At 67.8% G+C, this 13,866-nt stretch carries 7 protein-coding genes; 6 read left to right on the plus strand and 1 reads right to left on the minus strand.

Translation table 11 applies throughout. The annotated features are described in order from the left end of the window. The first annotated feature begins 142 nt into the window (after positions 1-142). On the plus strand, positions 143-2,536 hold the full coding sequence (locus F3H57_RS19045; protein WP_149758014.1) for a glycogen/starch/alpha-glucan phosphorylase: 2,394 nt from the start codon (positions 143-145) through the stop codon (positions 2,534-2,536). Positions 2,537-2,713: 177 nt separating this feature from the next. Then, positions 2,714-4,897, plus strand: coding sequence for a 1,4-alpha-glucan branching protein GlgB (glgB, locus tag F3H57_RS19050; RefSeq protein WP_149758016.1), 2,184 nt, complete (start codon positions 2,714-2,716; stop codon positions 4,895-4,897). A gap of 98 nt (positions 4,898-4,995) precedes the next feature. Here glgB and F3H57_RS19055 read toward each other — a convergent pair whose 3' ends face one another. Continuing rightward, on the minus strand, positions 4,996-7,062 hold the full coding sequence (locus tag F3H57_RS19055) for a methyl-accepting chemotaxis protein (RefSeq protein WP_149758017.1): 2,067 nt from the start codon (positions 7,060-7,062) through the stop codon (positions 4,996-4,998). 173 nt (positions 7,063-7,235) lie between these two features. Between F3H57_RS19055 and glgC the strand changes: the two genes are divergently transcribed. Genes glgC through malQ form a run of 4 tightly spaced genes read left to right on the plus strand, consistent with a single transcriptional unit; the run spans position 7,236 to position 13,864 of the window. Next, entirely contained in the window at positions 7,236-8,495 is a 1,260-nt protein-coding gene (gene glgC / locus F3H57_RS19060) for a glucose-1-phosphate adenylyltransferase (RefSeq protein ID WP_149758019.1), read from the plus strand. Then, a complete protein-coding gene (glgA, locus tag F3H57_RS19065) occupies positions 8,492-9,898 on the plus strand; it encodes a glycogen synthase GlgA (protein WP_149758111.1) in 1,407 nt (468 codons plus the stop codon). The genes glgC and glgA overlap by 4 nt, the downstream gene beginning before the upstream one ends. Beyond that, positions 9,895-11,988 (plus strand): glycogen debranching protein GlgX, encoded by a 2,094-nt coding sequence (gene glgX, locus F3H57_RS19070; RefSeq protein ID WP_149758021.1) that lies wholly within the window; start codon positions 9,895-9,897, stop codon positions 11,986-11,988. Before glgA ends, glgX begins: the two co-directional genes overlap by 4 nt. After that, positions 11,981-13,864 (plus strand): 4-alpha-glucanotransferase, encoded by a 1,884-nt coding sequence (malQ, locus tag F3H57_RS19075; RefSeq protein ID WP_149758023.1) that lies wholly within the window; start codon positions 11,981-11,983, stop codon positions 13,862-13,864. Before glgX ends, malQ begins: the two co-directional genes overlap by 8 nt. Positions 13,865-13,866 lie beyond the last annotated feature (2 nt).

Genomic DNA, 13,866 nt, shown 5'->3' on the forward strand with positions numbered 1-13,866 from the left:
CCCAATTCTGCGCAGCCCACGGCCGACCGGGCCGTCCGGCCATCACGATCGGGCTTTTTCATGGTCTCTGTCTTGCAATGCGCACCGGTCTGCGCTTGATCACCGAAAAGCGGAGGAGCCCTTTCTCCCCGAGGAGACCGACATGAACATCGCAACGCTGCCGACCGTCTCGAGCGACAACCTCCGCGACGCGATCCTGAACCATCTCGCCTACAGCTTCGGCAAGACGCCCGAGGCCGCGCAGACCGAGGACTGGCGCATGGCGCTCAGCTTCGCGATCCGCGACCGCATGGTCGAAGCGTGGTTCGCCGCCACCCGCCGCACCTACGAGGCCGGCGCGAAACGGGTCTACTACCTGTCGATGGAATTCCTGATCGGCCGCCTTCTGGAGGACGGTATCGTCAACCTGCGCCTCGCCGACCAGGCGCGCGCGGCGCTGACCGATCTGGGCCTCGACTACGACGCGGTTCTGGCCGACGAGCCGGACGCGGCGCTCGGCAATGGCGGGCTCGGTCGGCTCGCCGCCTGTTTCCTGGAATCGCTGTCGACGCTGTCCTGCCCCGCGATGGGCTATGGCATCCGCTACGAACACGGCCTGTTCCGCCAGTCCTTCCAGGGCGGCCGGCAGGTCGAAAGCCCCGAAACCTGGCTCCTTCAGCGTCACGCCTGGGAATTCGAACGGCCCGAGGCGCGCTACCGCATCGGTTTCGGCGGCGAGGTGCGCGAGGACAGGGGCCGCTCCGTCTGGACCCCCTCCGAACAGGTCGACGCGGAGGCTTTCGACACGCCCATCGCCGGCTGGCAGGGCAAGTGGGTGAACACGCTGCGCCTGTGGTCGGCCAAGGCGGTCGCGCCGTTCGACCTCGACAGCTTCAACCGCGGCGATTTCGCCGCCGCCGCCGCGCCCGAGGCGCTGGCGCGCACGATCTCCCGCGTGCTCTACCCCGACGACACCACCGAACAAGGCAAGGAGCTGCGGCTCAAGCAGGAGTTCTTCTTCACCGCCGCCGCGCTGCGCGACATCCTGCGCCGCTTCGACAGCGAATACGACGACCTGTCGCAACTGCCCGCGAAGGTGGCGATCCAGCTCAACGACACCCACCCGGCCATCGCCGGGCCGGAGCTTGTCCGGCTGCTGCACGACGAACGCGGCCTGCCCTTCGACCGGGCGATGGAGATCGCGCAGGGCTGCCTCAACTACACCAACCACACGCTCCTGCCGGAAGCGCTGGAGTCCTGGCACGAAGGCGTCTTCGGCAAGCTCCTGCCTCGCCACCTGCAGATCGTCGACCGGATCGACGACGCGCACGGCAAGGCGCACCCGTCACGCAGCTTCTCCATGCGCGCCGACAGCCAGGTGAAAATGGGCGAGCTCAGCTTCGTCATGGCCAACCGCGTGAACGGCGTCTCCGCCCTCCACACCGGCCTGATGAAAGAGACAGTATTCGCGGAGCTTCACGCCCTCCACCCCGACAAGATCGTCAACGAAACGAACGGCGTCACCCCGCGCCGGTGGCTTCTTTCGTGCAATCCGCGCCTGTCGAACCTCGTCACCGACACGATCGGCGACGGCTGGGTCGACGACCTCGAACGGCTGAAGGAACTCGAATCCCACGTGGACGATGCCGGCTGGCGCGACCGCTTCGCCGCCGCCAAGCGCGACAACAAGGCCGACCTGTCGAACTGGCTGGCCGAGACGCAGGGCGTGAGTGTCGATCCCGAGGCGATGTTCGACATCCAGATCAAGCGCATGCACGAATACAAGCGCCAGCATCTCAACATACTCGAAGCCATCGCCCATTGGCAGGAAATCAAGGACGACCCGAACGCCGGGTGGACACCGCGGATCAAGATTTTCGCGGGCAAGGCCGCGCCCGGCTACTTTTTCGCCAAGGACATCATCCGCCTGATCAACGACGTCGCCCGCGTGGTGAACGCCGATACCGCGACCCGCGACAAGCTGCAGGTCGCCTTCCTGCCCAACTACAACGTCACCCTGGCCGAGCGCCTGATCCCGGCCGCCGACCTCTCGGAACAGATCTCCACCGCCGGCAAGGAAGCCTCCGGCACCGGCAACATGAAGTTCGCCCTGAACGGTGCGCCAACCGTCGGCACGCTCGATGGCGCCAACGTGGAAATCCGCGAGCATGTCGGCGCCGACAACTTCTTCCTTTTCGGCATGACGGCACCGGAGGTCACCGAACGCCGCATGCTGGACGGCCACGCCCGCGCCGCCATCGAGGCCGATCCGCGCCTCGCCCGCGCGCTCGACGCGATTCGCGACGGCACCTTCTCGCCCGATGACCCCGACCGCTATGCCGGCATCATCGAGAACCTGGCCGGCCACGACTATTTCCTCGTGTGCTCGGACTTCACCGACTACTGGCGGGCGCAGCGCGAGGTCGACGCGGCCTACGCCGATCCCGCGCGCTGGGCAGGCATGGCCGCCCTGAATACCGCCCGCTCCGGCTGGTTCTCCTCCGACCGCACGATCCGCGGCTACATGTCGGACATCTGGGGGGCCGCCAGCCTCTGACGGCGGCCCGCCCGCCCTTCATCTGGCCAGGCAACCCCTGGGGAGCGCAAAGGGCTAGCCCCTCGCTCCCCCGCGCGGTGCCGGACGCGCCCGAATAAACCGCACATCCCGTGCCGCGAGCGCTCGCAAGGAAACGGCGCTATTGAACCGGCGCGCGGCCTGCCTACTCTGCCTGACATGGCAGCCGCATCCCTCCCCCCGCTCGAACTTCTGCAACGCATCCCAGCAGGGCAATGCGATGATCCCTTCGCAGCGCTCGGCCCGCACACGGAGGACGGCAGCCGCCACGTCGCCGCCTTCGATCCGCATGCCGCGCAGGTCTTCGCGGTGATCGGCGCGGACGAACATCCGCTCACCCCCGTGGACCGCGCGCCAGGCGTGTTCCGCGGGCCGGTGCCCGGAGATGCGCCCTACGGTCTGCGCGGCGTTGCCGCAGACGGCACGACCTGGGACATGGAGGATCCCTACCGCTTCGCCCCGGTCCTGGGCGAGATCGACGAATACTTGCTCGGCGAAGGCACGCATCACCGGCTATGGTCCGCGCTCGGCGCGCACGTGATGCACCATGAGGGCGTCTACGGCACGCATTTCGCCGTCTGGGCGCCGAATGCCCGCCGCGTGTCGGTCGTCGGCCCGTTCAACGCCTGGGACGGGCGGCGCCACGTGATGCGCCGCCGCGGCGCCACCGGCGTGTGGGAGCTTTTCCTGCCCGGCCTCGCCGAAGGCGCCGTCTACAAGTACGAGATCCTCGGCGCGCATGGCGAGATCCTGCCGCTCAAGGCCGATCCGGTCGGCTTCGGCTCCCAGCACCCGCCCGAGAACGCCTCGGTGGTTCGTGACATCGCTGGATATGGCTGGCACGATTCGGACTGGATGCAGACCCGCGCGGAGCGCAATGCGCGCTCGGCGCCGGTCTCGGTCTACGAGGTCCACCTCGGCAGCTGGACCCGCAAGGCGCGCAACCGCCGCATCTCCTACGTCGAGGCGGCCGAGGAGCTGGTGGCCTATGTCCGCGACATGGGCTTCACCCATATCGAGCTCATGCCGATCTCCGAGTTTCCCTTCGACGGCTCTTGGGGCTACCAGCCGGTCGGGCTCTATGCCCCGACGGTCCGGCACGGGCCGCCGCACGAATTCCGCGATCTCATCGACGCCGCGCACCGCGCCGGGATCGGCATCATCCTCGACTGGGTGCCGGGGCACTTCCCCGTCGACCCGCACGGACTGGGCCAGTTCGACGGCACCGCGCTCTATGAACATGCCGACCCGCGCGAAGGCTTCCACCAGGACTGGAACACGCTGATCTACAATTACGGGCGTCGCGAGGTGCTCAATTACCTCACTGCCAACGCCCTTTACTGGCTGGAGGAATACCATGCCGACGGGCTGCGCGTGGATGCCGTCGCCTCGATGCTCTACCGCGATTATTCCCGCCAGGACGGCGAGTGGGTGCCGAACAAGGACGGCGGGCGCGAGAATTACGAGGCGATCGCCATGCTGCGCGAGATGAACGCGCTGACCTACGGCGAATGCCCCGGCATAATGACGGTGGCCGAGGAGTCCACGTCCTATCCGCAGGTCTCGCGCCCGGTGCACGAAGGCGGGCTCGGCTTCGGTTACAAGTGGAACATGGGCTGGATGAACGACACGCTCGAATACATCAAGCTCGACCCGATCCACCGCAAGCACCATCATCACAAGCTCACCTTCGGGTTGTCCTACGCCTTCTCGGAGAACTTCGTACTGCCGATCAGCCACGACGAGGTCGTGCACGGCAAAGGGTCCATGCTCGGGCGTATGCCCGGGTCCGACTGGGAAAGGTTCGCGAATCTACGGGCCTATTACGGCTTCATGTGGGGCCATCCGGGCAAGAAGCTGTTGTTCATGGGGCAGGAATTCGCACAAGCGCACGAATGGAACTTTGAGACATCCCTGGATTGGGAGATGGCAAAGCGGCCTGCGCATGCCGGAATGCAGTCGCTCGTGCGAGATCTCAACCGGCTTTACGCTGCGCAGCCGGCGCTCCATGCCAAGGATTGCGAGCCCGAGGGGTTCCAGTGGATCGAGGCGGACGATGCCGACAGATCCGTAGTCGCCTGGATCCGTCGCGGCGCCCCCGGCGATCCCGAAGTGGTGGTGCTGGTCAACTTCACTCCGGTGGCGCAAGACGCCTACAGGATGGGTCTGCCCTCCGCCGGCAGGTGGCGCGAGGCGCTCAATACCGATGCCGCGCTCTATGGCGGCGGCGACCGCGGCAACATGGGCGCGGTCGATGCGGCAGCAGAGCCGAGCCACGGGCAGGCGGCGTCCGCCACGGTCGTCATCCCACCGCTTTCGGCCGTCTTCCTCGTGAAGGATTGACCTCCCCTTCCTCGTGAAAGACCGATCCCACCGTGGGCGCCGCTTGTGCACCGCATGCGGGCGCAAGGCGGACCCTCCGGCCGGCGTGCCCGGCCGCCTCAGGCGCGGGCGCGATATGCACCCTGCTTGGCGCGCGGGTGCGAATCGCCGTCATCCACGACGTCGAAATAGGAAAGCTCCTGATGGACCTGCTTGACGAGCCGTTCGAGAGTCTCGATCCCGGCCGACGTCTCTTCGGCCATTGCGGCGTTCTGTTGGGTCGCGCGGTCGAGCGTGCTGACGGAGGCGTTCATGTCCCGGATCTTTCCGGACTGACCCTGGGCGGTCTGCGCGATCTTCTCGATGCTGTCGGAAATTTCTTTGACGCGCGTGTCGATCTGCGTCAGCGCACTGCCCGTGTCGCCGACGAGGCTCACGCCGGAACGCACCTGTTCGGTCGATTCCGTGATCAGGGTGGCGATCTCGCGAGCGGCGTCCGAGGATCGTTGCGCCAGCGCCCGAACCTCGGAGGCAACAACCGCGAAGCCACGGCCGGCATCCCCCGCCCGCGCCGCCTCCACCCCGGCGTTGAGGGCGAGCAGATTGGTCTGGAAAGCGATGTCGTCGATCACGGAGGTGATTGAGGAGATCTTGTTGGAGGACTCGGAGATCGCATCCATCGCTGCCATCGCCTTCTCGACGATGCGACGGGAGCGACCGGTCTCGTCGATGGATTCGCTCGCCTGCTCGCGCGCCTGCATGGCGGACTGGGCCGTACTCTCGACGGATGTCGTGATCTCCTGCAGCGCCGCCGCGCTTTCCTCCAGCGTCGCCGCCTGGTGCTGCGTGCGCTGCGCGAGCTGGTGGGTGGCCGAGGTGATCGCGCCCGCCTCGGCCGTCACGTCCGACGATTGCTGAACGACCTGCAGGATCACGTTGCGTATCTTGCTCGCGGCGGAGTTGAAATTCGTACGAATCTCGTCGAGTTCGCCCAGGTTCTGCGTCAGTTCGACGCTCAGTCGGCCCGCGGCAAGGTCTGCCAGCCCTTGTCGCATGACCTCGGCCGTGCGCTCGAACGTGGTGGTGTCCATGGCGAATTTGACGATCTTCGTCACGCGACCCGAGGCATCGTAGACGGGGTTGTAGCTGGCCCGAATGTGGACACGCTTGCCGTTCTTGCCGATCCGAAGGTAATCTCCGCTCGCCTCCTTGCCGGCCGCGAGGTCGCGCCAGAAAGTCTCATATCCGTCGCCGGACATCTCCTGCTCGCTCAGGAATATGCGGTGATGGCGCCCGACGATCTCGGACAGCTCGTAGCCAAGAACGCTGCAGAACAGATCGTTCGCCCGCAAGATCCTGCCGTCCGGATCGAACTCGATGACCGCCTGCACCTTCTGGATCGCGTCGATCTGGCTCTGCGCTTCGGAGGCCGCGTTCTTGGCGGCGGTGATGTCGAAGGCGTATTTCACCACCTTGAATGGCCGTCCATCGCCATCGCGCAGGGTCTCGTACGTCGCTTCGAGCCACAGCGGCTCCCCCGATTTGGAGATCCGCCGCACCTGGCCGTTTTCCGACGCACCTGAGGACAGGCGCTCCCAGAAGGCGAGATAGGCGCTGGACTGCGCTTCTTCGGGCGGCATGAAGATCCGGTGGTGCTTGCCGACGATTTCGTCGAGGCGATAACCGGTCGCGCGGCAGAAATTGTCATTCGCATCAAGAATGTGTCCGTCGAGGTCGAACTCGATCACCGCCATGCTGAGCTTGGTGGCATCGACATGTCCGCGATTGTCGCGGTTGCGCAGGTGGTGGTCGGTAACGTCACGGCCGACGACCAGGCATTCCCCCTCCTCGCCCGGCATGCGGCAAAAGCTGAGGGACAGCCACCGCTCCTCCCGCGAATGAGAGAGTACCGGAGTGATGCGGAACGTATCCTCGCCGCGGCGAACCCGACTGACGATCTGTTCCAGCCACGGCGCCCGCCGATCGTCGGGCCGCAACAGGTCGGTGAACTTCAGGCCCTCGAGCCCGCCTTCCGCGTAGCCGAGCGCATCATGGGCGGCGGCGTTGGCCGCAACGATGGTTCCCCCCGCATCGAGGCGCATGAGCACATGCGTGCGGTCCACCGCCTCCATCTGCTCTGCGCGCCCATCCGGCGCGGGAACGGTCTTTGGCCAAAAACGACCCATTTCACAATCTCCATTGAGGCCCGGAAGGACTTTCCGGCGGGATATGGCACAGGAGGAATTAACGCCCGTCTAACGCCGACTGCCGTGGGGACGCGCGCGGCCTCTAGCCTAGGGCGGTGCGGCCTGCCAAACTTCCCGCACGACCGGGCCCGGAGACCCAAGGGAGGAGTCACATGCCGTCCACCACGCGCCTTGCGCACAGATCCATGGCCTTCGTGCTGGCCGGCGGGCGCGGATCGCGCCTGCGCGAGCTGACCGACCGACGGGTGAAACCGGCCGTCTATTTCGGCGGCAAGACGCGGATCATCGACTTCGCGCTGTCGAACGCATTGAATTCCGGCATCCGCAAGATCTCGGTCGCCACGCAGTACAAGGCGCACAGCCTGATCCGCCACTGTCAGCGCGGCTGGAACTTCTTCCGGGCCGAGCGCAACGAATTTCTCGACATCCTGCCCGCCTCACAGCGCTACGACGAGAGCATGTGGTACCGCGGCACCGCCGACGCGGTGGCGCAGAACATCGACATCGTCGACAGCTACGGCGTCGATTACGTGCTCATCCTCGCCGGGGATCACATCTACAAGATGGATTACGAGCGGATGATCGAGCATCACGTGGACTCGGGCGCAGACGTCACCATCGGCTGCCTGACAGTGCCGCGGGCCGAGGCGTCGGCCTTCGGCGTGATGGCGATCGACGAGAATGACGTGATCACCTCGTTTCTGGAGAAACCCAAGGACCCGCCGGGTACGCCGGACGATCCCGACGTCACGCTCGCTTCCATGGGCATCTACGTCTTCAAGTGGGACTTTCTGCGCGACCTTCTCGTGCGCGACATGGAGGATGCGACCTCCTCCCACGATTTCGGAAACGACCTGATCCCCCAGATCGTCAAGAACGGGAGGGCGCAGGCACACCGGTTCACCGACAGCTGCGTGCGCGCCTCGTCCGAGGCGCCGGCCTACTGGCGCGACGTCGGCACCGTCGATGCGTTCTGGAAGGCCAATCTGGACCTGACGAACTTCGCGCCGGATCTCGACCTCTGGGACAACGACTGGCCGATCTGGACCTATTCGGAGAGCGTGCCGCCGGCCAAGTTCATCCATGACGAAGAGAACCGACGGGGCCTTGCGATTTCCAGCCTGATCTCGGGCGGCTGCATCATCTCGGGCACCGAGATCCGCGAGTCGCTTCTGTTCACCATGGTGCACACCAATTCGTATTCCAGCCTGGAGCGGGCGGTGGTGCTGCCGCGCGCCTACATCTCGCGCAATGCGCGGCTGAAGAACGTGGTGATCGACCGCGGCGTCTGCATACCCGAAGGGCTCGTCGTCGGAGAGGACCCCGAAGAGGATGCCAAATGGTTCCGCGTGACCGACGGAGGCGTCACGCTGATCACCCAGGACATGCTCGACCGGCGGGCGGAGGGCTGATGCGCGTCCTCTCGGTCGCTTCGGAATGCGTGCCGCTGGTCAAGACCGGCGGCCTGGCGGACGTGGCCGGCGCGCTTCCGGGTGCGCTGGCCCACGCGGGGGTGGAGATGCGCACGCTCCTTCCGGGTTACCCTTCGGTGATGGCGGCGGCGGATGGCGCGGTGCACGAGCTGGGCGATCTCTTCGGCGGCCCGGCGCGGATCGTCGAGGGGCGGCTGGGCGACACGGTGCTCTACGCGCTTGACGCCCCGCACCTCTACGACCGGGCCGGGTCGATCTACCTCGGCCCGGACGGGCGCGACTGGCCGGACAACCCGCAGCGCTTCGCGGCGCTGTCGATGGCAGCGGCGCGTCTCGGGGCCGAGGGTATCGGCGGCTGGCATCCGCAGCTTCTGCACTTGCACGACTGGCAGGCCGGGTGGACGCCGATATACCTCCGCGCGCTCGGCGCGGCGGACCGGGTGGCAACGCTGGTCACCGTGCACAACGTCGCCTTCCAGGGTGTCGCGGACGCCGACATGATCGGCCCGCTGAAGTTGCCGCCCGAGGGGTTCACGCCCGACGGTTACGAATATTGGGGCCGGATCAGCGCGCTCAAGGCCGCGCTGATCCATGTGGACGCGATCAATACCGTCAGCCCGACCTACGCCAGCGAGCTTCTGACGCCGGAGTTCGGCATGGGCCTCGATGGCGTGCTGCGGGCGCGACGCGGCGATCTGTGCGGGATCCTCAACGGCATCGACGAGGCGATCTGGACGCCGCCCTACAAGGCGCCGCGCGGCAAGGGCAAGCACACCCGTGCCCTGCGCGAGGAGCTTGGGCTGCCGCAGAAGGACGGCCCGCTCGCCATCGTCATATCGCGCCTGACCGAGCAGAAGGGTCTCGACCTCCTCCTCGCCGCGTTGCCGGCGCTGATCGACACCGGCGGGCAGCTGGCGCTCCTCGGTTCGGGCGATCCCAAGCTCGAGGCCGCCTTCCGCGATGCCGCGGCCGCCCTGCCCGACGTGTCGGTGCGCATCGGCTACGACGAGGCGCTGTCGCGGCGGATGATGGCCGGAGGCGACGCGATCCTCGTGCCATCGCGGTTCGAACCCTGCGGGCTGACCCAGCTTTACGGGCTGCGCTACGGCACGCTGCCGGTGGTGGCGCTGACCGGCGGACTTGCCGACACGGTCATCAACGCCAGCCCCGCGGGCCTTGCCGCCGGGGCCGCCACGGGACTTCAGTTCTATCCGATCAACGCCGACACGCTGGCGCAGGCGCTGGTCAAGCTCACAACGCTCTGGGGCGACCAAGCGGTCTGGCAAAGGATGATGCGCAACGCTATGGCTCATCCGGTGGGCTGGGACGTGTCGGCCCGCGCCTATGCCGACCTCATGAAAAGCCTCGACAAGTCCATATGACCAATCCCCTCAATCCCGGTCCGGGCCGCGCCCGCCCGCTGGGCGCGACCTTCGACGGCGCGGGCGTGAACTTCGCGATCTTCTCTCAGAACGCGACCAAGATGGTGCTGTGCCTCTTCTCGGACGACGGCAAGACGGAGACCGCGCGCATCCCCCTGCCCGAGCGTGACGGCGACGTCTGGCACGGCTACCTGCCCGGCATCCGGCCCGGTCAGCTTTACGGCTACCGTGCCGAAGGGCCTTTCGCGCCGGAAGAGGGACACCGCTTCAACCCGCACAAGCTGCTGATCGACCCCTATGCAAAGCGGCTGACGGGCCATCCTGAATGGAACGACGCGCTCTACGGCTACGAGGTCGGGCACGACGATGCCGATCTCAGCTTCGACACACGCGACAGCGCGCCCTTCATGCCCAAATGCGTGGTGGAGGATCCGTGCTTCGACTGGGGCCGCTCGCGCCGCCCCGAGACCGAGATGCACGACAGCATCGTCTACGAGGCGCATGTGAAGGGCGCCACGCAGCGCTTCGACGGCGCGGGCCCCAAGGGCGGCTTTCTCGCGATGGCCTCCGAGCCGATGCTTGACTACCTGACCGGCCTCGGCGTCACGGCGGTGGAACTTCTGCCGGTCCACGCCTTCGTCAATGACCGCTTTCTGGTCGACAAGGGGCTGACGAACTACTGGGGCTACCAGTCGATCGGCTTCTTCGCGCCCGATCCGCGCTACCTCGATCGCGCGCGGCTGTGGGAATTTCAGTACATGGTGGCGCGCCTCCATGCCGCCGGGATCGAGGTCATCCTCGACGTGGTCTACAACCACACCGGCGAGGGCGACGAGATGGGCCCGACGCTGGCCTTCCGCGGTCTCGACAACGCCGCCTATTACCGGCTGTCCGAGGAGAACCCGCGCCACTGCATCAACGACACCGGTACCGGAAATACGATCAACATGAGCCACCCGATGGTGCTGCGCATGGTGATGGACTCGCTGCGGTACTGGGTAGAGGTGATGGGCGTCGACGGCTTCCGCTTCGATCTCTGCGCCACGCTCGGGCGCACCGACACCGGCTTCGATCCCGGCGCGCCGTTCTTCGACGCGATCCGGCAGGATCCGGTGCTGGCGGACGTCAAGCTGATCGCGGAGCCCTGGGACATCGGCCCCGGCGGCTACCAGGTGGGCGCCTTCCCGCCGCCCTTCTCCGAATGGAACGACAAGTTCCGCGACGACGTGCGCCGCTATTGGCGCGGCGAGGACGGCACCGCGCCGGCGCTGGCCGACCGGATCACCGGCTCGGCGCTGCAATTCGACCATTCCGGGCGTCCGGCGACGTCCTCGGTGAACCTCGTCACCGCCCATGACGGCTACACGCTCGCCGACGTGACCTCCTACGAGGAGCGGCACAACGAGGCGAACGGTGAGGACAACCGTGACGGCCACGGCGCCAACCATTCCGACAATTTCGGCGTGGAGGGGCCGAGCGACGATCCCCTGATCGTCGCCGCCCGCGCGCAAAGGCGGCGCAACATGCTGGCGACGCTCCTCCTCAGTCAGGGCACGCCGATGCTGCTGGCCGGCGACGAGTTCGGCAATTCGCAGGGCGGCAACAACAACGCCTATTGCCAGGACAACGAGATCGGCTGGCTCGACTGGTCCGCGGCGGACGAGGATCTGCAGGACTTCACCCGCCGGCTGATCGCTTTCCGCAAGGCGCATCCGATCCTGCGGCAGAAACGCTTCCTGCACGCGCGCGAGCGCATCGTCGACGGGATCGAGGATCTGTTCTGGTGGCGCGAGGACGGCGCCCAGATGGAGGATGCCGACTGGGAGGATCCCGCCCGACGGCTGGTCTGCGCCGAGATGCGCATGGCCTCGGGCACGCCACCCTACGCGCAGCGCGAAGAGGCGCTGCTCATCGCGTTCAACAGCGGCGCGGCGCTCGACCTGACGCTGCCCGAACTGCCCGAGGGCCGCGTCTGGGTGCGCCATCTCGACACCGCAGATCCCGACGCCGAGCCGGTCCCGGCCGACGCGACCGTCGCGCTGGCCGGCGACAGCGTGCAGGTCTTCGTTCAGGAGCCACGCGATGGCTGAGGCGCTGGACCGCCTCGCCTCCCTCGCCGGGATCCTGCCCGGCTATACCGACGTGACCGGCCAGTATCGGCCGACCGCACCCGAGACGCGCGATGCGCTCCTCGCCGCGATGGGCCTGCCGGCAACGACGACAGAAGCGGCCGAGTGGCTGGCCGCGGAGCCTGCGCGCGATTTGCCGGAATGGACTGTGTCGGTGGACGATACCGCGCCCGACCTGACCCCTCCGGGGCCGTGGCGGCTGACGCGCGAGGACGGACACGAAGCGGAGGGCGCCGGCCCCCTGCCCGTCCTGCCGCTCGGCCGGCACCGGCTGGAGGCGGCGGGCGAGACCTGCTGGATCCTTTCGGCGCCGCCGCGCCTGCCGCTGCCGCCGCGCGGCTGGGGGCTGATGGTGCCGCTCTACGGGCTGAGGTCCGCGGCACGCGGCGGCATCGGCGACTATGCCGACCTCGCGGAGATGGGCAGCGAGCTGGCGCCGCACGGCGCGGGGTTCCTCGGGCTCAACCCGGTCCATGCCGGGTTTCCCACCGATCCGGACGCCGCCTCGCCCTACACGCCCTCGCATCGCCGGCGCCTCGCGACGCTGCACGTGGCCACCGGGCGCGCCGCGCCGCCAGCCGGGGACGGGCCCATCGACTACGCCGCGCTGATCCCGGCGCAGACCGCCGCCCTGCGCGACTCCTTCGAGGCGTTCGAGGCCGCCGGCGGCGATCCGGCCTTCGAGGCATGGCGCGCAGCCGAAGGCGCGGGCCTCGACCGCTTCGCCCTCCATCAGGCGCTGTCCGAGCGGCACGGCCCCTACTGGCACGCCTGGCCTGCACCCTTGCAGGACGCGGCCAGCCCCGAGACGCAAGCCGCCGCCGCAGAGCTCGCGCCCGACATGCGCTTTCATGCCTGGGCGCAGTGGATGGCTGAGACGCAGCTTCGCGCGGCGCAGGAGGCCGCGAAAGCCGCGGGGATGACCGAAGGGCTCTACCTCGATCTCGCCGTCGGCACGCATCCCCACGGCGCCGAGACCTGGGAGGATCCCGCGAGCTTTGCGAGCGGCGCCTCGCTCGGCGCGCCGCCAGACGCCTTCTCGGCCGAGGGGCAGAACTGGAACCTCGCCCCGTTCAACCCGCGCGCCCTGATCGCCGCCGGCTTTGCACCGCTGGCCGAAACGCTGGCGCGGCAGCTCCGTCTTTCCGGCCTTCTCCGGATCGACCATATCCTCGGCTTCGAGCGTGCGTTCTGGGTGCCGAACGGCGCCCCCGGCGGCTACGTGCAGATGCCGCGCGAAGCGATGCTTGCCGTGGCCCGGATCGAAGCGGCGCGCGCCGGCGCGACCATCGTCGGCGAGGATCTCGGCAACATTCCCGACGGGCTCGGCCACGCGCTCGACGCCTCTGGCATCCTCGGGTGCCGGCTGACGATGTTCGAAAGCGGTGCGGACGGCGCCCCGCGCCCGCCCGGCGACTATCCCGAAGCGGTGGTCGCCAGCTTCTCCACCCACGATCTGCCAACCTGGAAAGGCTGGCGCGCGGGCCGCGACATCGACAGCCGCACCGCGCTCGGCCACCTCTCCCCGGATCAGGCCGAGGACGCGCGGCAAGCGCGGACCGAGGCGGTCGCGGCCCTCGACCGCGCGAGCGCAGAGAGCACCTCGCTGCCCGCCGCCACGGCGGAGGCGATGCACGCCCACCTGGCACAGACCCGTGCCCGGCTCGTCGCCGTGCAGGTGGAAAACGTGCTGGGCATGCCAGACCAGCCCAACCTGCCGGGCACCGTGACCGAATATCCCAACTGGCGCCAGCGCCTGCCGGCCGGACCTGCGGAGATCGCCGCCGATCCGCGCCTCGCCGCGACCGCCCGGATCATGCAAGACAACGGACGATAGGA

The sequence above is a fragment of the Roseivivax sediminis genome (assembly GCF_900112685.1).
Lineage (GTDB): Bacteria > Pseudomonadota > Alphaproteobacteria > Rhodobacterales > Rhodobacteraceae > Roseivivax > Roseivivax sediminis.